The following is a 20,599-nucleotide window of genomic DNA, read 5'->3' on the forward strand; positions in this document are numbered from 1 at the left end:
CTCGACTCACGGGACCGGGCAGCCCGGGGGGTCCAGCGCGGCTACACCCCTAGATTCGCTTCGTGGGCCTTCGCGACCGCGTCCTCCGGGCCGTCCGTCTCGACCTTCGCCGCGGCCTGGCGGCCGAACACGAACATCGCCAGCTCGGCCGGCTCCCCGGTCACGGTGACGACCGGCGTGCCCTTGTGCGCGACGGCGGTCCGCCCGTCCGGGCAGCGCAGCACCAGCCCGACCGGGCTGCGCCGCCCGAGCAGCCGGGCGGCCCGCTCCAGCCGCGCCCAGAGCGCGTCCCCGAAGACGGGGTCGATCGTGCGCGGGGTCCAGTCCGCCGCCGCACGCCGTACGTCCTCGGTGTGGACGTAGAACTCCAGGGTGTTCGACGCCTCGTCCACCTGCTTGAGGGAGAAGGGCGACAGCCGCGGTGGGCCGGTCCTGATCAGCTGGACGAGCTCGGCGAAGGGCTTCGCCGCGTACTCGTTGCGGACCCGCTCCAGGCGGTCGGCGAGCCGCGGCACCACCATCCCCACGGCCGCGTCGCCCCGGCGTTCCCGCACCACGACGTGGGCGGCGAGGTCCTTGGTGGTCCAGCCCGCGCAGAGCGTCGGGGCGTCGGGCCCCGAACGCTCCAGCAGGTCGGCGAGGAGCAGACGTTCACGCTGCGCATGGGTCGTCATACCGCAAGGCTAACCATCCGGCGGCCGAAAACATCCGCTTCCGGCCGCCGGATCATCTCAAGTCGTGCGAACGGGTGCGCCGCTCCCGCGCCGCCGCACCCGTCGCCGGTCAGAGCTTGCTGTACAGCTTGGTGTGGTTCGACCCGTTGTTGCGGGTCAGCGAGCAGGTGACGGTCTTCTTGCCCTGCAGCTCGTACGTGATGAGCTTCGGGAACAGCGCGTACGGGTAGTACTCCCGGCCGTCGTGCGGCAGATGCTTGCGCGCGTCGGACTGGCACAGCGACAGCGCCTTGCTCTGGATCTCCGCGTCGGTGGAGAAGGTGCCGCTGAGCGTCTCGTTCGCGACCACCTGCGCGTCGTGCGCGGAACTGCACGAGCGCTTCGTCACCTCCGAGACCGTCGACGTCAGGGACGGAGCGTCGAAGCAGACTCCCGGCTTCAGCGAGACGTACGGCACCAGCTTCTCGTCCGGCGAGGACGGGTCGGTGGGCAGGCCGGTGTCGTCGCCGGTGGGCAGGTCCGTCGGGAGGTCCAGCGTCGGGTCGTCCGTCGGGAGGTCCGTCGGCAGCGTGAAGCTGGGCGTGGGCAGCCCGGTCGGCAGACCGCTGATGCTGACGCTGTGGGTCGGCTTGTCGTCGGCGTTCTTCTTCTTGTCGCCGCCGCTGCTGGCCACCGCGACCCCGCCGACGATCGCGCCGATCACCACGACCGCGCCGACCGCGAGCCACACGTTGCGCTTGGTGTTGTTCGGCGGCGGGGGCGGCTGGTAGCCGAAGCCCTGCGGGTCGCCGGGGTAGCCGTAGCCGGCCGGCGGCATCGGCGCGCCGGGCTGCCCGGGCGGGCCGTACCCGCCCTGCTGGCCCTGCTGCGGGTAGCCGTACGGCTGCTGGCCGTCGGGCTGTTGGGGGTAGCCGTACGGCTGCTGGCCGTCGGGCTGCTGCGGATATCCGTACGACTGGCCGCCGCCCGGTTGTTGGGGAGCACCGTAGCCGCCTTCACCCGGTGGGGGAGGAGGCGGTGGCGGGCCGAAACCCTGCGGCGGCCCAAAACCGCCGCCCTGGTCGGGAGGCGGCGGGGGACCATCTGGCGGCGGCGGAGGAAAACCCATGGCGAAAGGATGCCCCATACGGGTGACACGGGGCGAGCGGCTACCGTATAACGGACAATCGCCTTGCGGCGTTTGCCAGTCAATGCGGCTTTTCTCGTTGCGGCGAATCGGCGGCAGAATGGTCGTATGCCGTCGTCCTCGCTCGACCCCGCGATCACCGCGCGCCTGAAGCGCAACCCCGATGGGCTGGTTCCGGCCATCGCCCAGCAGTACGACACCGGTGAGGTGCTGATGCTCGGGTGGATGGACGCGGAGGCGCTCCACCGCACCCTCACGACCGGCCGCTGCACCTACTGGAGCCGCAGCCGCCACGAGTACTGGGTCAAGGGCGACACCTCCGGCCACGTCCAGCACGTCAAGTCCGTCGCCCTCGACTGCGACGGCGACACGATCCTCGTCCGCGTCGACCAGGTCGGCGCGGCCTGCCACACCGGCGACCGCACCTGCTTCGATGCGGATGTCCTGCTGGAGGGCTAGCGGACCCACCCGGCTGCCGTGTTCCGTCGGTTCAGGGAGGAGCGCAACCCGCCACCGGCCGCAAGGTCCGGGAGGGACCGGGCCGGGCCGCCCGGGCGGACAGGGGCACCCGGGTGCGGATACTCTCTGCGGCCATGGACCTCGCTACGTTCCGCAAGCTCGCCGTCGACCGTCGCGTCATTCCGGTCAGCAGGCGATTGCTCGCGGACGGCGACACCCCGGTCGGCCTGTACAGAAAACTCGCGGGCGAGCGCGTCGGCACCTTCCTGCTGGAATCCGCGGAGGACAGCAAAGCCTGGTCCCGCTACAGCTTCGTCGGGGTCCGCTCGGCCGCGACGCTGACCGCGCGCGACGGGCAGGCGCACTGGCTCGGCACCCCGCCGGTGGGCGTCCCGGTGGACGGCGACCCGCTGGCCGCGCTGCGGGCCACCGTGGAGGCCCTGCACACCCCGCGCGACCTGGTCGAGGGCATGCCCCCGTTCACCGGCGGCATGGTCGGCTACCTCGGCTACGACATCGTCAGGCGCCTGGAGCGGATCGGCGAGCACGGGAGCGACCAACTCCGGCTGCCCGAACTGACGATGCTGCTCACCTCGGACATGGCCGTGCTGGACCACTGGGACGGCAGCGTGCTGCTGATCGCCAACGCGATCAACCACAACGACGAGGACACCGGCGTGGACGAGGCGTACGCCGACGCGGTGGCACGGCTGGACGCCATGCAGGCGGACCTGGGCCGCCCGGTCGAGCACCCGCCGGTCGCGCTGCCGCCCTCGGAGCTGCCGGAGTACACCACCCGGTGGGGCGGCCAGGACTTCCGGGACGCGGTGGAGGACGTCAAGGAGCGGATCAGGGCCGGCGAGGCGTTCCAGGTGGTGCCCTCGCAGCGGTTCGAGACCCCGTGCACGGCGAGCGCGCTGGACGTCTACCGGGTGCTGCGGGCCACCAACCCGAGCCCGTACATGTACCTGTTGCGTTTCCCGGGCGAGGACGGGGGCGCGGAGGGCGGCTTCGACGTGGTCGGCTCCAGCCCCGAGGCGCTGGTCAAGGTCGAGGACGGGCACGCCATGGTGCACCCGATCGCGGGCACCCGGCCGCGCGGCGCCACCCCGCAGGCCGACGCGGCGCTCGCCGAGGAACTGCTCGCCGACCCCAAGGAGCGGGCCGAGCACCTGATGCTGGTCGACCTCGGCCGCAACGACCTCGGCCGGGTCTGCGAACCCGGCAGCGTCGAGGTGGTCGACTTCATGTCGGTCGAGCGCTATTCGCACGTGATGCACATCGTCTCGACCGTCACCGGCCGCGTCGCGCCCGGCCGTACCGCCTTCGACGTGCTCACCGCCTGCTTCCCGGCGGGCACCCTCTCCGGCGCTCCCAAGCCCCGCGCGATGCAGATCATCGAGGAACTGGAGCCCGCCAGGCGGGGGTTGTACGGGGGCTGCGTCGGCTATCTCGACTTCGCCGGCGACTCCGACACCGCGATCGCCATCCGTACGGCGCTGCTCCGCGACGGCACCGCCTACGTCCAGGCGGGCGCGGGCATCGTCGCCGACTCCGATCCGGTCGCCGAGGACACGGAGTGCCGCAACAAGGCCGCCGCCGTCCTGCGGGCCGTGGGCACCGCCAACACGCTGTCGGGGTGACCGGACCCTCCGGGGTGCCTTGTTCCGCCGGTCGAGGGACCACCTGCCGGTGGGGGTGGGGGCCCTCCCAGGCGAAGCCCTGGGGGAGCGCAGCGCCCCGCGCCCCCGGGGTTCGTGCGGCTCTTCCGCGGAAGAGCCGCACCCCCCCAGGGGCGCGGGGAACCGAGCCCGACCGGCTGCCCGGGCGGACCCGTTCGGCTTCAGCCGGTGAACGCGGTGAGGCCGTTCGGGGTGCCGAGGCCGGTGGGGCCGTCGTACCCGCTGGCGCCGCTGCACAGGTAGGACGTGCTGCAGGAGCCGTTCGACCCGCTGGTCACGTCGTTGAGGGAGGACGTGTGGCTGTACGGGAACGACGCCGGCGTGGAGCCGGAAGACGGGGTCCCGGCGAGCGCGTAGACCGAGGCGATGATCGGCGAGGACACGCTCGTGCCGCCGAAGACCTCCCAGCCGCCGTCACCGCCGTAGGTGTCGTAGACCGCCACACCGGTGCTCGGGTCGGCCACCGCGGAGACGTCGGCCACCGTGCGCTTCGAGCAGCCGCTGTCCGTCTGCCAGCTCGGCTTCGCGTCGTAGGCCGAGCAGCCCGAGCCCGAACCGCTCCACGCGGACTCGCTCCAGCCGCGGGCGGAGGAGTCGGCGGTCAGCGAGGTGCCGCCGACCGAGGTGACGTACTGCGAGCCCGCCGGGTACTCCACGCCGTAGCCGGAGTCGCCCGCGCTGACGGTGATCGCCACGCCCGGGTGGTCGAAGTACGAGCTGTCGTACGACGAGTCGGACGAGGACTCGCCGCCGCCGTAGCTGTTGGAGACGTACTTCGCGCCCAGCGACACCGCGGTGTTCACCGAGGTGCCCAGCGCGGTCATCGAGGCGCTGCTCGCCTCCACCAGGAGGATGTGGCACTGCGGGCAGGTGGCGCTGACCATGTCGAGGTCGAGCGAGATCTCCTCGGCCCAGCCGGCGTCGGCGCTGGGCAGCGAGGAGGCGCTGCCGTTCTGGCCGACCTTGCTGAAGCAGCCGTTGGCGGTGGTGCACGCCGAAAGGCCGTAGGTGGAGCGGTAGGTGGCGAGGTCCGCTTCGGCGTTGGGGTCGTCGTACGCGTCGACGATCGCCACGGTCGCGGCGGAACCGCCGGTGGTGGGCAGGTTGTAGGCGGCGTGCAGGTCGTCCGGGCCGAAGCCGGAGGGCGCCGCGGCCGGGTTGACCGCACCGCTGGACCTGGCCAGCGTGCTCGCCCCGCTGGTGACCTTGACGGCCTGACACGCCATCTGGCCGGCGGTCGTGGCGGTGGCGCAGGAGTGGGCCGTCCGCAGGCCGTGCACCGCCGGGGCCGCCTGCGCCGAGGAGGCGAGGGCGAGACCGGATGCGGCGAGCCCCGCCGCTGCGGTGAGGGCGAGGCCGGTACGGACGGACGTCGGGCTGAGGGTGCCGAGGGTGAAGCGCAAGCGACTGCCTCCTGTGGTGGGGGGAACCGAGGAGCGTGTGTGAACGCTGGGATTTCTGTGCGGTTTTGGGAACAGTGGGACGGGCGGAACGCTATGTCTGACGGGCACACGTCAACAAGAAGCGGGCGGTGATCTCCGCTTTACCTTCACGTGGCGGACGCGCGGACTCCCCATGACCTACGCGCGATCCCCCCGCGCTCCCGTCGTGCCGCGGCAGGACCCGCCCCGGGCCGCGCCCGGACCCGCACCCGGACCTGCCCCCCGCCGAGGGGGCGCCGCGCGGGCAGGGGATAGTGGAAGGGTGAACACGTCTTCGGCCGCGCCTGAGCAACCCGTGACGTCCACCGAGCAGCCCGCGCCGGACGCCGGGCCCGAGCCGGCGGACCCCGCCGGGCCCGGTGTCGTACGGCGCGCCGACTCCGACCGCCGCACCGCCTACCGGGCCCTCGCCGTCGCGCTGGCCTGCGGTGTCCTCGGCGCGAGCCTGGTGCTGCTGGCCGCGGGCAAGACCTGGGCGCACGGCACCGCCTCCTCCGCGGGGCACGCCATGCCGGTGCACGCGGGCGGCAGCCAGATGACCGCACTGCCGGGCGCGCTCGCCCTGGTCGGGCTCGCCTCCCTGGTGGCGATCTTCGCGGTGCGCCGGGTCGGCCGCTACGTCGTCGCCGCGCTGCTCACGCTCAGCGGCCTCGGCGCCGCCGTCACCGCGCTCACCCGGCGCGGCGACCACGGCGCCCTGGACTCCGCCGCCGCGACCGCGACCAGCCTCACCCACGCCACCGCCGCGCACACCAGCACCACCGGCTGGCCGTTCGTCTCCGTCGCGGGCGGGCTGCTGCTCCTCCTCGCCGGCCTGATCGCGCTGCGCCACGGCTCCCGGTGGCCCGCGATGTCCAGCCGCTACGACCGGCCCGGCGTCCGCGCCGCCCGCGCGTCCGCGCCCCCCGTGGTCGACCCGGACCGCCCCGAGGACCTGTGGAAGGCCCTCGACCGCGGCGAGGACCCCACGGAGGACCCCGCCGCGGGCCACGTGGAGAAGCCCGCCGCGCGCTGACGGCGGCTGCCCGTGGCCGCGCTTCGGGCGGTGTGCCCGGCCCGCGGCCGACGCGCGCGACCCCGGTGCACACCCCACCCCCCGCACGCGCAACAATGGGGGACGAAGTGGGAGGCGCAGGACGCCCCGACCCGACTCAGCAGGGAGCACTCATGGCGGCACAGCACGACCACGGACACACGCCCGCCGCCTGGACCGGCGTGATCATCGCGTTCGTCGGTTTCTGCGTGGCCGGCGGCTTCATGGTCGCGGCGAACACGGCCGGTTTCTGGGTGGGCATGGCGATCGCCGCCCTCGGCGTCGTCGTCGGCGGGGTCATGAAGCTGATGGGCCTCGGCCAGACGTACAAGCCGATCGCGAGCAGCGACAGCTCCTCCACCGAGGAGTCCCGCGCCCACGCCGGCGTCTGAACCGGCGACGGGCCCGACCGGCCGAACGGCTCAGCCGGACCAGCGGCCGAGTCGGCGGGAGCGGCTGCACCGCACCACGTTCGGCGGCGGCTCGACGGCCGATCCGCCCGCCGCGGGACCCGGCAGGGCCTCGTAGTACCTCGTAGTACCTCGCAGGGCGCAGCCGCCCGGACCTCGTTCCGCGCGCTGCGCCTTCGTGCGTCCCGGGGCAGAATCGGCGCTGTGACCCACCTCACCCCCGAGGCTCCCGCCCGCGCGGCCACCCCCGGCCCGCGGTCCCCCGGCGGCACCGGCCGCGACCCGCGCGCCGCCCTGCGCCGCGCCGCCGTACCGCTCGGCGTGCTCGGCGGCGTGGCGGCGGCCTTCGCCTACGTCGGCAGCGTCGACCCGAACACGCCCGGGCACTACCCGGCCTGCCCGCTGCTGTACTACACCGGCGTGTACTGCCCCGGTTGCGGCGGCCTGCGCGGCGCCTACGCCCTCGTGCACGGCCACGTCCGCGCGGCGCTCGGCTGCAACGCGGTGGCGGTCGCCGGATACGCCGTCCTCGCCGTCGTCTGGGTGCTCTGGGTGGTGCGCGCGGTCCGCGGCAAGCCGTTCGAGCCGAACGTGCGGCCGGCGTGGCGCTGGGCGATCGGCGCGCTGGTCCTCGCCTTCACGGTTGTCCGGAACCTGCCCTTCGGCGCGGCCCTCGCGCCCTGACCGGCATGGCAGCCGTGACGGCATTCGTCCAGGTGGTGGGACCGGACATGGCACGATTCGGGTACCGAGGCCACCGCCCGATACCATCGGGTTGCCGGCGGTCAACCGCCACTGGCTTGATCATTTCGCTGCTCGACCCGGCCGGAAGGGGAGTTCTCGCGTGAGTGTGCTCGACGAGATCATCGACGGAGTACGAGCCGACCTCGCCGAGCGACAGGCCCGGGTCTCCCTTGACGACCTCAAGGAGCGTGCGGCCAAGGCGCGCGACGCCCGCGACGGCGTGGCCGCACTGCGCGGCGAGGGCGTCAAGGTGATCTGCGAGGTCAAGCGCTCCAGCCCGTCCAAGGGCGCGCTGGCCGCGATCGCGGACCCGGCGGCACTCGCGGCGGACTACGAAGCGGGCGGCGCCGCGGCGATCAGCGTGCTCACCGAGCAGCGGCGCTTCGGCGGGTCGCTCGCCGACCTCGAAGCGGTCCGGGCGAAGGTCGACACGGCCGTGCTGCGCAAGGACTTCATCGTCACCGCCTACCAGCTGTGGGAGGCCCGCGCCTACGGCGCCGACCTCGCGCTGCTCATCGTCTCCGCGCTCGACCAGGCCGCCCTCGTCTCCCTCGTCGAGCGGGCCGAGTCCATCGGGCTCACGCCGCTCGTCGAGGTGCACGACGAGGAGGAGGTGGAGCGGGCGGTCGACGCGGGTGCCCGGATCATCGGGGTCAACGCCCGCAACCTCAAGACGCTCGAGGTGGACCGGGACACGTTCGCCCGGGTCGCGCCCGAGATCCCCGACCACATCGTCAAGGTCGCGGAGTCGGGAGTGCGGGGCCCGCACGACCTCATCGCCTACGCGCACGACGGTGCCGACGCGGTGCTGGTGGGCGAGTCGCTCGTCACGGGGCGCGATCCCCGTACCGCCGTCGCCGATCTCGTGGCGGCCGGTGCGCACCCAGCCCTGCGGCACGGGCGCGACTGACCCCCCGAGGTGCCCCGTCCTCCCGGAACCGGCGGAACCGCCGAGCCCGGGAGGTCCGCCCGGCCAGCTAGACTGCGGGGCATGGCCATCGCCCAACGTCTCGCGCCCGGGTGCAAACCCCGGGGCTGCCGCGCGCCCGCGCGGCGGGTGCTGGGGCGACGGGTGAGGTACGTGATCGGCTGCGAGCCGGGTCAGGTGAACGGCAGGCGATGGCGCCGCGGCTGAGCCGCGCAGCAGCTGTCAGCCCGACCACCACACCCCCCAGGGGACACGTATGTCCGATACGCCAGACGAACACACCTTCTTCCTGCCCGACCCGGAGGGCTCCGTGCCCACCCCGGAGGGCTACTTCGGCCCGTTCGGCGGCAAGTTCATCCCGGAGGCGCTGGTCGCCGCCGTGGACGAGGTCGCCGCGGAGTACGAGAAGGCGAAGACCGACCCGGCCTTCGCCGCCGAGCTCAACGACCTGATGGTCAACTACGCGGGCCGCCCCAGCGCGCTGACGGAGGTGCCGCGGTTCGCCGAGCACGCCGGCGGCGCGCGGGTCTTCCTCAAGCGGGAGGACCTGAACCACACCGGCTCGCACAAGATCAACAACGTGCTCGGTCAGACCCTGCTCACCAAGCGGATGGGCAAGACCCGGGTGATCGCGGAGACCGGCGCGGGCCAGCACGGCGTGGCGACCGCCACCGCGTGCGCCCTGTTCGGCCTGGAGTGCACGATCTACATGGGCGAGATCGACACGCAGCGCCAGGCGCTGAACGTGGCGCGGATGCGGATGCTCGGCGCCGAGGTGATCGCGGTGAAGTCCGGCAGCCGCACCCTGAAGGACGCGATCAACGAGGCGTTCCGGGACTGGGTCGCCAACGTCGACCGCACCCACTACCTGTTCGGCACCGTGGCCGGCCCGCACCCGTTCCCCACGCTGGTCCGCGACTTCCACCGGGTGATCGGTGTGGAGGCCAGGCGCCAGCTGCTGGAGCGCACCGGACGGCTGCCCGACGCCGCGGTGGCCTGCGTCGGCGGCGGCTCCAACGCCATGGGCCTGTTCCACGCCTTCCTGCCGGACACGTCCGTGCGGCTGGTCGGCTGCGAGCCGGCCGGGCACGGCGTGGCCACCGGCGAGCACGCGGCGACGCTGACCGTCGGCGAGCCCGGCATCCTGCACGGCTCCCGGTCGTACGTCCTCCAGGACGACGAGGGACAGATCACCGAGCCGTACTCGATCTCGGCCGGCCTGGACTACCCGGGCGTCGGCCCGGAGCACTCCTACCTCAAGGACACCGGGCGGGCCGAGTACCGCGCCGTCACCGACGACGCGGCGATGCAGGCGCTGCGGCTGCTGTCCGGCACCGAGGGCATCATCCCCGCCATCGAGAGCGCGCACGCGCTGGCCGGCGCCCTGGAGATCGGCCGCGACCTGGGCCCGGAGGGCCTGATCCTGGTGAACCTGTCCGGCCGCGGCGACAAGGACATGGACACCGCCGCCCGCTACTTCGGGCTCTACGACGAGGGGGACGCGAAGTGAGCGGCACCATCACGCTTCTGGAACAGACCATCGCCCAGGCCCGGGCCGAGCACCGCGCCGCGCTCGTCGCGTACCTCCCGGCCGGTTTCCCGACGGTCGAGGGCGGCATCGAGGCGGTCAAGGCGGCGTTCGAGGGCGGCGCCGACATCGTCGAGGTCGGGCTGCCGCACAGCGACCCCGTGCTCGACGGGCCGGTCATCCAGACCGCCGACGACATCGCGCTCAACAAGAACCACGTCCGCATCGCCGACGTGCTGCGCACCGTCCGCGAGGGCCACGCCGCCAGCGGCAAGCCGGTGCTGGTCATGACGTACTGGAACCCGGTCGACCGGTACGGCGCCGAGCGGTTCGCCGCGGAGCTCGCCGACGCGGGCGGGGCGGGCTGCATCCTGCCCGACCTGCCGGTGGAGGAGTCCGAGGTGTGGCGCAAGGCGGCCCAGGCGCACGGCCTGGCCACCGTCTTCGTCGTCGCCCCCTCCAGCCGCGACGAGCGGCTGGCCCGGATCACCTCGGCGGGCAGCGGCTTCGTCTACGCCGCCTCCCTGATGGGCGTCACCGGCACCCGGGCGAGCGTCGGCGAGCAGGCGGCCGGGCTCGTGGCCCGCACCCGCGCGACCACCGAACTCCCCGTCTGCGTCGGGCTCGGCGTCTCCAACGCCCAGCAGGCCGCGGAGGTCGCCGCGTTCGCCGACGGGGTCATCGTCGGCTCCGCGTTCGTCCAGCGGCTGCTCGACCACGAGGACCTCTCCGAGGGCCTCGCGGCCGTACGGTCCCTGGCGGCCGACCTCGCCAAGGGGGTCCGCCGGGCGCCCTGACCCTCCGGGGTGGGTGGTTCTCCCGGTTCAGGGACCACCTGCCGGTGCTGGGTCGCGCGTGCCGTTCCCCGCGCCCCTGTTGTGGTGCGGCTCCTTCCGCGGAGGAAGGTGCGCCCCGCAGGGGCGCGTGGGGGCACCTCCCAGGCGAAGCTCTGGGGGAGGACCGCGCGACCAGCCGCCGCCCACCCACCGCAAGGTCCCGGAGCCGACAGCACCGGGCAGCCCGGGCGGTCCCGTCACCCTTACGTGCACAAAAGGTCACCCGCCCGGGCGAAATCACCGCACGGCACAAGCCAAGCGCAGCGCTCCCGCGTTGGAACGGCGTGAGCGAGAAGAACCGGAACGGAAAAACCAGCGCGCGCCAGGCGCTGCAGGCGCAGCGCGAGAGGGACAAGGCCCGGGCGAAGCGGAAGCGGACCCTGATGGTGGCGGGAGGAGTCGTGGTCGTGCTGGCCGTCGCCGCCGGCATCGCCATCGCGGTGGCCGACCACGACAGCAACAAGAAGAGCACCGCCGGCGACTCCGCGGGCACCGTGACCGCGCCACGCGGCGCCACCGGGAAGGACAACCTGGTGATCCCGGTCGGCGCGGCCGACGCGCCGTCCACGCTGACCGTGTACGAGGACTTCCGCTGCCCGGCCTGCGACGCCTTCGAGAAGAGCTTCACGCCGACGATCCACAGCCTGGAGGACAGCGGCGAGCTGCGCACGGAGTACCACCTGGTCACCCTCATCGACGGCAACCTGGGCGGCGACGGCTCGCTGAACGCGGGGAACGCCGCCGCCTGCGCCCAGGACCAGGGCAAGTTCCGCGCCTTCCACGACGTGCTCTACGACAACCAGCCGGACGAGCAGGACGACAAGTTCGGCGACAAGCAGAACCTGCTCACCCTGGCCGGGAAGGTCCCGGGCCTGAAGAACGCGGCGTTCACCGCCTGTGTGAACAACGGCACACACGACGCGTGGGTGAAGAAGTCCAACCAGGCGTTCAACACCGCCGGCTACAACTCCACCCCGACGGTGCTGCTCAACGGCAAGAGCATCTACGGCACCTCGGCGCTGACCCCGGACTCGCTCAAGCAGATGGTCCAGGCCGCGAACAAGGGCAAGAAGCCCGGCAAGGTCACCGCCACGCCCAGCCCGTCCTGACCGTTCCGACCGTTCCGACCCTCCGCCGGAGGTAGGACGTTATCCAGACGTAGCCGGGCGGGTTGCCGTACTACCCGCCCGGCACGGTAGCGTCGGGACTGCCATGGAACTCGCATACATTCCCAGCCCGTCGCGCGGTGTCATCCATCTCGGACCGATCCCGCTGCGTGGCTACGCGTTCTGCATCATCATCGGCGTCTTCGTAGCCGTCTGGCTCGGGAACAAGCGGTGGATCGCCCGCGGCGGCAAGCGGGAGACCGTCGCGGACATCGCCGTGTGGGCGGTGCCGTTCGGCCTGGTCGGCGGCCGTCTCTACCACGTGATCACCGACTACGAGCTGTACTTCACCAACGGCAACGACTGGGTGAACGCCTTCAAGGTGTGGGACGGCGGCCTGGGCATCTGGGGCGCGGTGGCCCTGGGCGCGCTGGGTGCGTGGATCGGCTGCCGCCGGCGCGGCATCGCGCTGCCGGCCTACGCCGACGCGATCGCCCCCGGCATCGCGTTCGCGCAGGCCCTGGGCCGCTGGGGGAACTGGTTCAACCAGGAGCTGTACGGCAACCACACCCGCCTGCCGTGGGGCCTGAAGATCACCAGCACCGCGGGCGACCGGGTGCCGGGCATCTACCAGCCGACGTTCCTGTACGAGTGCCTGTGGTGCATCGGCGTCGGGTTCCTGGTGATCTGGGCCGACCGCCGCTTCAAGCTCGGCCATGGCCGGGCCTTCGCGCTCTACGTGGCGTCGTACTGCGTCGGCCGCGGCTGGATCGAGCACATGCGGTCCGACTACGCCCACCACATCCTGGGACTGCGTCTCAACGACTGGACGGCGATCGTCTGCTTCATCGGTGCCGTGGTCTACATGGTGGTGTCGTCCAGGCTGCGGCCCGGCCGGGAGGCCGTGGTCGAGCCCGCCGCGGTGGCGGCGGACGGAGCCGAAGGCGCCGAGCCCGGCGAGGCGGGTGACGCCGCGGACTCCTCGGCGTCCGAGCACTCCGACGCGGGCGACGCGGTCGACATGACCAAGGCGTCGGCGGAGTCCGACGTGGCCGACGTCGATGCCGGTGCCGATGCCGGTGTCGCGCCCGCCGGGGCGAAGTCCGAGCAGCCCTCGCAGTCCTCCTGACCTCCTGATCCCGCCCCGGCGCCTTCTTCGCGGCCGGCCCTGACTCCCCACATCGGGGGACGAATCCGCAGGTCAGGGCAGCCTTCCCTTGCTGGCGGCGACCCGGAATGCCACGTACGGTCGAACCGTTGGCAGACGTACGCGGGTCGCTGGGGCGCCCGGGGGAGGGGTAGGGACATGACGACGGCCACCATCGAGCCGGCCGGTTCGGCCGCGCCGTACCACGAGCCCGAGCACACCCACCGCGACGTCAGCGGCGGGTGGCTGCGGCCGGCGGTGTTCGGTGCGATGGACGGGCTGGTGTCGAACTTCGCGCTGATGACGGGGGTCGCGGGCGGTGACGTGAGCGCCCGGACCGTGGCGGTGACCGGTCTGGCCGGGCTCGCCGCCGGGGCGTTCTCGATGGCGGCCGGCGAGTACACCTCGGTCGCCTCGCAGCGCGAGCTGGTCGAGGCGGAGCTGGCGGTCGAGCGGATCGAGCTGGACCGCAACCCGGAGGCGGAGCTGCGCGAGCTCGCCGCGCTGTACGTGTCGCGCGGAGTGGAGCCGAAGCTGGCCCACGAGGTGGCCCGGCAGCTGTCCGTCGACCCCGAGCAGGCGCTGGAGATCCACGCCCGCGAGGAGCTGGGCGTCGACCCCGACGACCTGCCCTCGCCGCTGGTCGCGGCGGCCTCCTCGTTCGTCTGCTTCGCGCTGGGCGCGCTGCTGCCGGTGCTGCCGTACCTGCTGGGCGCTTCGGTGCTGTGGCCGGCGGTCGGGCTGGCGATGGTCGGGCTCTTCGGCTGCGGGGCCGCGGTGGCCCGGGTCACCGCGCGTTCCTGGTGGTACAGCGGGCTGCGGCAGCTCGTGCTGGGCGCCGCCGCGGGCGGTGTCACCTTCGCGCTGGGCTCCCTGATCGGCTCCGCGGTGGGCTGACCCGCCCCCTTGACGACCGGCCGTACCATCGAAAGTACGGGTGGGGCCGACAACCTGGCACAAGGTTCTGTTTCCCCCTCGTTTCAGCGTCGGCCGCACGGGGCATCAGTCGGTAACGCAACCGGCAGAGCTTTCCCGAAAAGGTTCGTCGAGCTGCGCGCGGGGCACCCCCGCTCGCAGCGCCGGGATCGTCCGTAAACCCCGCGGTACGACGCTGGCCTGAAGTAGCCGTTCCACCTCCCGAGATTCACCCCGCATGTCCACATGCTGGAATCGAGTATCCGCTTCTCGAACACTCGTCCATCATGTAACCTGCACGAAATCGCAGAGGGCCAACGTCGTCCCTGTTGCGCATGCCCATGACGGGCGATGCATATCAGCCAAATGACGACGACGGGAGAGCCATGCGTTCGCGTTCCGCGTTCATGGACGGGCGCCCCGCCCCGCAGGGGATGTACGATCCCCGCCACGAGCACGACGCCTGCGGCGTCGGCTTTGTCGCCACCCTCAGCGGCGAGGCGAGCCACGCGCTCGTCCAGCAGGCGCTGACCGTCCTGCGCAACCTGGAACATCGCGGCGCCACCGGTGCCGAGCCGGACTCCGGCGACGGCGCGGGCATCCTGTTGCAGATCCCGGACACCTTCCTCCGCGCGGCCGTCGGCTTCGAGCTGCCCGCCGCGGGGCAGTACGCCGTCGGCCTGGCGTTCCTGCCGCACGAGCACGACGACCGCACCAAGGCCGTCGACGCCATCGAGCGGATCGCCGCCGAAGAGGGCCTGACGGTCCTGGGCTGGCGCGAGACGCCGACCGACCCCGACCTGCTCGGTGCCACCGCCCGCTCCACCATGCCCTACTTCGCCCAGCTCTTCGTCGCCGACCAGGCCGGGCACCGCGCCGGCATCGACCTGGACCGGCCCGCGTTCGTGCTGCGCAAGCGCGCCGAGCGTGAAGCCGACGTGTACTTCCCGTCGCTGTCCGCGCGGACCATCGTCTACAAGGGCATGCTCACCACCGGCCAGCTGGAGCCGTTCTTCCCCGACCTGTCCGACGAGCGGTTCGCCACCGCCATCGCGCTGGTCCACTCCCGCTTCTCCACCAACACCTTCCCGAGCTGGCCGCTCGCCCACCCGTACCGGTTCGTCGCGCACAACGGCGAGATCAACACGGTCAAGGGCAACCGCAACTGGATGCGGGCCCGCGAGTCGCAGCTGGCCAGCGAGCTGTTCGGCCCGGTGCGCCCGGCGGACGGCAGCACCGCGCAGGCCGCGGGCTCCGCCGGCACCCCCGCCGACCTGGAGCGGATCTTCCCGATCTGCACCCCCGGCGCCTCCGACACCGCGTCCTTCGACGAGGTGCTGGAACTGCTGCACCTCGGCGGCCGCTCGCTGCCGCACAGCGTGCTGATGATGATCCCCGAGGCGTGGGAGAACCACGCCTCGATGGACCCGGCCCGCCGCGCCTTCTACCGCTACCACTCCACGCTGATGGAGCCCTGGGACGGTCCGGCGTGCGTCACCTTCACCGACGGCACCCTCGTCGGCGCGGTCCTGGACCGCAACGGCCTGCGCCCGGGCCGCTACTGGGTCACCGACGACGGCCTGGTGGTCCTCGCCTCCGAGTCCGGCGTGCTGCACGACATCGCCCCGGAGCGGGTGGTCCGCAAGGGCCGGCTGCAGCCCGGCCGGATGTTCCTGGTCGACACCGCCTCGCACCGCATCGTCGAGGACGACGAGATCAAGGCCGAGATGGCCGCCCAGAACCCGTACGCGGACTGGCTGGACGCCGGGCTGATCAACCTCGCCGACCTGCCCGAGCGCGAGCACATCGTGCACACCCACGCCTCGGTCACCCGCCGCCAGCAGACCTTCGGCTACACCGAGGAGGAGCTGCGGGTCATCCTCGCGCCGATGGCGCGCACCGGCGGCGAGCCGCTCGGCTCGATGGGCACCGACTCGCCGATCGCGGCGCTCTCCGAACGGCCCCGGCTGCTCTTCGACTACTTCACCCAGCTCTTCGCGCAGGTCACCAACCCGCCGCTGGACGCCATCCGCGAGGAGCTCGTCACCTCGCTGATCTCCACCATCGGCCCGTCCGGGAACCTGCTGGAGCCCAGCCCGGCCTCCTGTCGCAACATCACCCTGCCGTTCCCGGTGATCGACAACGACGAGCTGGCCAAGCTCATCCACGTCAACGCCGACGGCGACCTGCCCGGCCTGAAGGCCGCCACGCTCTCCGGCCTGTACCGGGTGGCCGGCGGCGGCGACGCGCTCGCCACGCGGCTGGCCGAGATCTGCGCCGAGGCCGACGCCGCCATAGAGGACGGCGCCCGCCTGATCGTGCTCTCCGACCGGCACTCCGACGCCGAGCACGCCCCGATCCCGTCGCTGCTGCTCACCTCCGCGGTGCACCACCACCTGATCCGCACCAAGCAGCGCACCCAGGTCGGGCTGATCGTCGAGGCCGGCGACGTCCGCGAGGTGCACCACGTCGCACTGCTGATCGGCTACGGCGCCGCGGCCGTCAACCCGTACCTGGCCATGGAGTCCGTCGAGGACCTGGTCCGGGCCGGCACCTTCCTGCCCGGCGTCGACGCCGAGACCGCGATGCGGAACCTGATCAAGGCGCTCGGCAAGGGCGTGCTGAAGGTGATGTCCAAGATGGGCATCTCCACCGTCGCCTCCTACCGCGGCGCGCAGGTCTTCGAGGCGGTCGGCCTGGACGCCGAGTTCGTCGACACCTACTTCCACCTCACCGACACCAAGATCGGCGGGGCGGGCATCGACGTCATCGCGCAGGAGGTCGCCGCCCGGCACGCCAAGGCGTACCCGGTCTCCGGCATCCCCGCCGCGCACCGCCGGCTGGAGATCGGCGGCGAGTACCAGTGGCGCCGCGAGGGCGAGCCGCACCTGTTCGACCCGGACACCGTCTTCCGGCTCCAGCACGCCACCCGCACCCGGCGCTACGACATCTTCAAGCAGTACACCTCGCGGGTGAACGAGCAGTCCGAGCGGCTGATGACGCTGCGCGGCCTGTTCGGCCTCAAGCAGGACCGCCCGGCCGTCCCGATCGACGAGGTCGAGCCGGTCAGCGAGATCGTCAAGCGGTTCTCCACCGGCGCCATGTCGTACGGCTCGATCTCCCGCGAGGCGCACGAGACGCTCGCCATCGCGATGAACCAGCTCGGCGGCAAGTCCAACACCGGCGAGGGCGGCGAGGACCCGGAGCGGCTGTACGACCCGGCCCGGCGCAGCGCCATCAAGCAGGTCGCCTCCGGCCGGTTCGGCGTCACCTCCGAGTACCTGGTCAACGCCGACGACATCCAGATCAAGATGGCGCAGGGCGCCAAGCCCGGCGAGGGCGGCCAGCTGCCCGGCCACAAGGTCTACCCGTGGATCGCCGGCACCCGGCACTCCACCGCGGGCGTCGGCCTGATCTCGCCGCCGCCGCACCACGACATCTACTCCATCGAGGACCTCGCCCAGCTCATCCACGACCTGAAGAACGCCAACCCCAGGGCGCGGGTGCACGTCAAGCTGGTCTCCGAGGTCGGCGTCGGCACCGTCGCGGCGGGCGTGTCCAAGGCGCACGCCGACGTGGTGCTGATCTCCGGCCATGACGGCGGCACCGGTGCCTCCCCGCTCACCTCGCTGAAGCACGCCGGCGGTCCCTGGGAGCTCGGCCTCGCCGAGACCCAGCAGACGCTGCTGCTCAACGGGCTGCGGGACCGGATCGTGGTGCAGACCGACGGCCAGCTCAAGACCGGCCGGGACGTGGTGATCGCGGCGCTGCTCGGCGCCGAGGAGTTCGGCTTCGCCACCGCGCCGCTGGTCGTCTCCGGCTGCATCATGATGCGGGTGTGCCACCTGGACACCTGCCCGGTCGGCGTCGCCACCCAGAACCCGGTGCTGCGCGACCGGTTCTCCGGCAAGCCCGAGTTCGTGGTGAACTTCTTCGAGTTCATCGCCGAGGAGGTCCGTGAGCTCCTCGCCGAGCTGGGCTTCCGCACCATCGAGGAGGCCGTCGGCCACGCCGAACTGATCGACGCCGGCCGCGCGGTGGACCACTGGAAGGCGCAGGGCCTGGACCTGGCCCCGCTGCTGTACGTGCCGGAGCTGCCCGAGGGCGCGGCGCTGCACCGCATCACCGGCCAGGACCACGGCCTGGACCGCGCGCTCGACAACGAGCTGATCCGGCTCGCCGCCGAGGCGCTGGAGTCCGGTGCGCCGGTCCGCGCGCAGGTGCCGATCCGCAACGTCAACCGCACGGTGGGCACCATGCTCGGCCACGAGGTGACGAAGAAGTACGGCGGCGCCGGCCTGCCCGAGGACACCGTCGACATCACCTTCACCGGCTCCGCGGGCCAGTCCTTCGGCGCGTTCCTGCCCAAGGGCATCACCCTGCGGCTGGAGGGCGACGCCAACGACTACGTCGGCAAGGGCCTGTCCGGCGGCCGCGTGATCGTCCGCCCGGACCGCGGCGCGGACCACCTCGCCGAGGAGTCCACCATCGCGGGCAACACCATCGCCTACGGTGCCACCGGCGGCGAGCTGTTCCTGCGCGGCCGCACCGGCGAGCGGTTCTGCGTGCGCAACTCCGGCGCGACCGTGGTGGCCGAGGGCGTCGGCGACCACGGCTGCGAGTACATGACCGGCGGCCGGGCGGTCGTGCTCGGCGCCACCGGCCGGAACTTCGCGGCCGGCATGTCCGGCGGCATCGCCTACCTGCTGGACCTCGACCCGGACTGCGTCAACCCGGGCATGGTCGAGATCGAGCAGCTCACCGCCGACGACATCACGTGGCTGCACGACGTGGTGCGCCGCCACTTCGAGGAGACCGGCTCGACCGTCGCCGAGCGGCTGCTCGCCGACTGGGGCGGTGCCCTCACCCGCTTCGGCAAGGTCATGCCGAGGGACTACAAGGCAGTGCTCGCCGCCAAGAACGCCGCCGAGCAGGCCGGACTCTCGGAGTCCGAGACCACCGCGAAGATGATGGAGGCGGCAAATGGCTGACCCCAAGGGCTTCCTCACCACCCCGCGTGAGAACAACCCGACCCGCCCGGTCGAGGAGCGCAAGCAGGACTGGAAAGAGGTCTACGTCCCCGGTGGCCTGCTGCCGATCGTCAGCAAGCAGGCCGGCCGCTGCATGGACTGCGGTATCCCGTTCTGCCACCAGGGCTGTCCGCTCGGCAACCTCATCCCGGAGTGGAACGACTACGCCTACCGCGAGGACTGGACCGCCGCGTCCGAGCGGCTGCACGCCACCAACAACTTCCCGGAGTTCACCGGGCGGCTGTGCCCGGCGCCGTGCGAGACCGCGTGCGTGCTCGGCATCAACCAGCCGCCGGTGACGATCAAGAACGTCGAAGTCACCATCATCGACAAGGCCTGGGACAACGGGGACGTCACGCCGCAGCCGCCGGAGCGGCTGTCCGGCAAGACCGTCGCCGTCATCGGCTCGGGCCCGGCGGGCCTGGCCGCCGCCCAGCAGCTCACCCGGGCCGGCCACACCGTCGCGGTCTACGAGCGGGCCGACCGGATCGGCGGCCTGCTGCGGTACGGCATCCCCGAGTTCAAGATGGAGAAGCGGCACATCAACCGCCGGATCGAGCAGATGCGGGCGGAGGGCACCAAGTTCCGTACCGGTGTGCAGATCGGCACCGACCTGGACGGCGCGAAGCTCGCCCGGCGGTACGACGCCGTGGTCATCGCGGCCGGCGCCACCCAGTGGCGCGACCTGCCGGTCGAGGGCCGCGAACTGACCGGCGTGTACCAGGCGATGGAGTACCTGCCGCTGTCCAACAAGGTGCAGGAGGGCGACTTCGTCGCCCCGCCGATCACCGCCGAGGGCAAGCACGTGGTGGTCATCGGCGGCGGTGACACCGGCGCGGACTGCGTCGGCACCGCGCACCGGCAGGGCGCGCTGTCCGTCACCCAGCTGGAGATCATGCCGCGCCCGTCCGACGAGCGGCCCGCGCACCAGCCGTGGCCGACGATGCCGATGGTCTACAAGGTGACCTCCGCGCACGAGGAGGGCGGCGAGCGGGTCTACGCCGTCAACACCGTGAAGTTCACCGGCGACGCCGACGGGCATGTGCGCGAACTGCACCTGGTCGAGGTGGTCTTCCAGGACGGCAAGTTCGTGCCCCAGGAGGGCACCGAGCGGGTCATCCCGGCCGACCTGGTCACCCTCGCGATGGGGTTCACCGGCACCGACCAGAAGAACGGGCTGATCGAGCAGCTCGGCCTGGAACTGGACGCGCGCGGCAACATCGCGCGGGACGGCTCCTACGCGACCAACGTCGACGGGGTCTTCGTCGCCGGTGACGCCGGCCGCGGCCAGTCGCTGATCGTGTGGGCCATCGCCGAGGGGCGCTCCGCGGCGAAGTCCGTCGACGCGTACCTCACGGGGGTGCCGTCGGCTCTGCCCTCGCCGATCCGTCCGACCGACCGGCCGCTCACGGTCTGACCCGAGCGGCTTCCGCCGGGCTCCGCCCGGCCCCCGAGATGTCCCGCACAACGGCGTGCGGTACGCAGCAACACCCGCAGCGCTCGCCACTCCCCGACCAAGGAGGCGAGCGCTGCACCTTT

Annotated in this window: 17 protein-coding genes; 14 read left to right on the forward strand and 3 right to left on the reverse strand. The window is 72.4% G+C overall.

The features are described 5' to 3' along the window. Window positions 1-41 precede the first annotated feature (41 nt). Both OG896_RS30515 and OG896_RS30520 read right to left on the reverse strand, forming a co-directional pair. Window positions 42-674, reverse strand: coding sequence for a TIGR03085 family metal-binding protein (locus tag OG896_RS30515; RefSeq protein ID WP_329370491.1), 633 nt, complete (start codon window positions 672-674; stop codon window positions 42-44). 109 nt (window positions 675-783) lie between these two features. Continuing rightward, a complete protein-coding gene (locus tag OG896_RS30520; protein WP_329370493.1) occupies window positions 784-1,782 on the reverse strand; it encodes a hypothetical protein in 999 nt (332 codons plus the stop codon). A gap of 126 nt (window positions 1,783-1,908) precedes the next feature. Between OG896_RS30520 and hisI the strand changes: the two genes are divergently transcribed. After that, entirely contained in the window at window positions 1,909-2,259 is a 351-nt protein-coding gene (gene hisI, locus OG896_RS30525; RefSeq protein ID WP_329370495.1) for a phosphoribosyl-AMP cyclohydrolase, read from the forward strand. A 134-nt stretch (window positions 2,260-2,393) separates the two neighbouring features. After that, the gene (locus OG896_RS30530; protein WP_329370497.1) at window positions 2,394-3,902 is read left to right on the forward strand and encodes an anthranilate synthase component I; all 1,509 of its coding nucleotides are present in this window, start codon (window positions 2,394-2,396) and stop codon (window positions 3,900-3,902) included. A 200-nt stretch (window positions 3,903-4,102) separates the two neighbouring features. Here the strand turns inward: OG896_RS30530 and OG896_RS30535 are convergent, their stop codons facing one another. Next, window positions 4,103-5,344 (reverse strand): S53 family peptidase, encoded by a 1,242-nt coding sequence (locus OG896_RS30535; protein WP_329370499.1) that lies wholly within the window; start codon window positions 5,342-5,344, stop codon window positions 4,103-4,105. Window positions 5,345-5,678: 334 nt separating this feature from the next. Here OG896_RS30535 and OG896_RS30540 point away from each other — a divergent pair, with 334 nt between their 5' ends. From OG896_RS30540 to OG896_RS30590, 12 genes are all read left to right on the forward strand, one after another. Beyond that, a complete protein-coding gene (locus OG896_RS30540; RefSeq protein ID WP_443057275.1) occupies window positions 5,679-6,398 on the forward strand; it encodes a TIGR02234 family membrane protein in 720 nt (239 codons plus the stop codon). Between the two features lie 152 nt (window positions 6,399-6,550). After that, window positions 6,551-6,808, forward strand: a complete 258-nt coding sequence (locus OG896_RS30545) for an HGxxPAAW family protein (protein WP_329370503.1) — start codon at window positions 6,551-6,553, stop codon at window positions 6,806-6,808. Window positions 6,809-7,030: 222 nt separating this feature from the next. After that, window positions 7,031-7,510, forward strand: coding sequence for a DUF2752 domain-containing protein (locus OG896_RS30550; RefSeq protein WP_443057180.1), 480 nt, complete (start codon window positions 7,031-7,033; stop codon window positions 7,508-7,510). Between the two features lie 160 nt (window positions 7,511-7,670). Continuing rightward, window positions 7,671-8,480: an indole-3-glycerol phosphate synthase TrpC gene (gene trpC, locus OG896_RS30555; protein WP_328462881.1), complete on the forward strand. Its 810-nt coding sequence runs from the start codon at window positions 7,671-7,673 to the stop codon at window positions 8,478-8,480. Window positions 8,481-8,561: 81 nt separating this feature from the next. Further along, window positions 8,562-8,705, forward strand: a complete 144-nt coding sequence (trpM, locus tag OG896_RS40495) for a tryptophan biosynthesis modulator TrpM (RefSeq protein ID WP_402445462.1) — start codon at window positions 8,562-8,564, stop codon at window positions 8,703-8,705. 49 nt (window positions 8,706-8,754) lie between these two features. After that, window positions 8,755-10,008: a tryptophan synthase subunit beta gene (trpB, locus tag OG896_RS30560; RefSeq protein WP_329370506.1), complete on the forward strand. Its 1,254-nt coding sequence runs from the start codon at window positions 8,755-8,757 to the stop codon at window positions 10,006-10,008. Then, complete coding sequence (gene trpA / locus OG896_RS30565) at window positions 10,005-10,823, forward strand: tryptophan synthase subunit alpha (protein ID WP_329370507.1); 819 nt, start codon at window positions 10,005-10,007, stop codon at window positions 10,821-10,823. Before trpB ends, trpA begins: the two co-directional genes overlap by 4 nt. Window positions 10,824-11,146: 323 nt before the next feature. Continuing rightward, window positions 11,147-11,971 (forward strand): DsbA family protein, encoded by an 825-nt coding sequence (locus tag OG896_RS30570; protein ID WP_329370509.1) that lies wholly within the window; start codon window positions 11,147-11,149, stop codon window positions 11,969-11,971. 103 nt (window positions 11,972-12,074) lie between these two features. Then, window positions 12,075-13,097 carry a prolipoprotein diacylglyceryl transferase gene (lgt, locus tag OG896_RS30575; protein WP_329370511.1) on the forward strand — a complete coding sequence of 341 codons (1,023 nt, stop codon included), beginning with the start codon at window positions 12,075-12,077 and terminating at the stop codon, window positions 13,095-13,097. 177 nt (window positions 13,098-13,274) lie between these two features. After that, complete coding sequence (locus tag OG896_RS30580) at window positions 13,275-14,012, forward strand: VIT1/CCC1 transporter family protein (protein WP_329370513.1); 738 nt, start codon at window positions 13,275-13,277, stop codon at window positions 14,010-14,012. A gap of 404 nt (window positions 14,013-14,416) precedes the next feature. After that, window positions 14,417-19,021: a glutamate synthase large subunit gene (gene gltB, locus OG896_RS30585; protein ID WP_329370515.1), complete on the forward strand. Its 4,605-nt coding sequence runs from the start codon at window positions 14,417-14,419 to the stop codon at window positions 19,019-19,021. Beyond that, on the forward strand, window positions 19,014-20,477 hold the full coding sequence (locus OG896_RS30590; RefSeq protein ID WP_328462869.1) for a glutamate synthase subunit beta: 1,464 nt from the start codon (window positions 19,014-19,016) through the stop codon (window positions 20,475-20,477). Before gltB ends, OG896_RS30590 begins: the two co-directional genes overlap by 8 nt. The last annotated feature ends 122 nt before the right edge of the window (window positions 20,478-20,599 follow it).

This window comes from Streptomyces sp. NBC_00669, assembly GCF_036226785.1.
Taxonomy (GTDB): domain Bacteria; phylum Actinomycetota; class Actinomycetes; order Streptomycetales; family Streptomycetaceae; genus Actinacidiphila.

What these genes read in the sequence shown, in the direction of transcription:
- OG896_RS30515 (WP_329370491.1), bottom strand. Translation starts at nt 674, where the DNA reads ATGACGACCCATGCGCAGCGTGAACGTCTGCTCCTCGCCGACCTGCTG.
- OG896_RS30520 (WP_329370493.1), bottom strand. Translation starts at nt 1,782, where the DNA reads ATGGGTTTTCCTCCGCCGCCGCCAGATGGTCCCCCGCCGCCTCCCGAC.
- hisI (WP_329370495.1), top strand. Translation starts at nt 1,909, where the DNA reads ATGCCGTCGTCCTCGCTCGACCCCGCGATCACCGCGCGCCTGAAGCGC.
- OG896_RS30530 (WP_329370497.1), top strand. Translation starts at nt 2,394, where the DNA reads ATGGACCTCGCTACGTTCCGCAAGCTCGCCGTCGACCGTCGCGTCATT.
- OG896_RS30545 (WP_329370503.1), top strand. Translation starts at nt 6,551, where the DNA reads ATGGCGGCACAGCACGACCACGGACACACGCCCGCCGCCTGGACCGGC.
- trpM (WP_402445462.1), top strand. Translation starts at nt 8,562, where the DNA reads ATGGCCATCGCCCAACGTCTCGCGCCCGGGTGCAAACCCCGGGGCTGC.
- trpB (WP_329370506.1), top strand. Translation starts at nt 8,755, where the DNA reads ATGTCCGATACGCCAGACGAACACACCTTCTTCCTGCCCGACCCGGAG.
- lgt (WP_329370511.1), top strand. Translation starts at nt 12,075, where the DNA reads ATGGAACTCGCATACATTCCCAGCCCGTCGCGCGGTGTCATCCATCTC.
- OG896_RS30580 (WP_329370513.1), top strand. Translation starts at nt 13,275, where the DNA reads ATGACGACGGCCACCATCGAGCCGGCCGGTTCGGCCGCGCCGTACCAC.
- gltB (WP_329370515.1), top strand. Translation starts at nt 14,417, where the DNA reads ATGCGTTCGCGTTCCGCGTTCATGGACGGGCGCCCCGCCCCGCAGGGG.
- OG896_RS30590 (WP_328462869.1), top strand. Translation starts at nt 19,014, where the DNA reads ATGGCTGACCCCAAGGGCTTCCTCACCACCCCGCGTGAGAACAACCCG.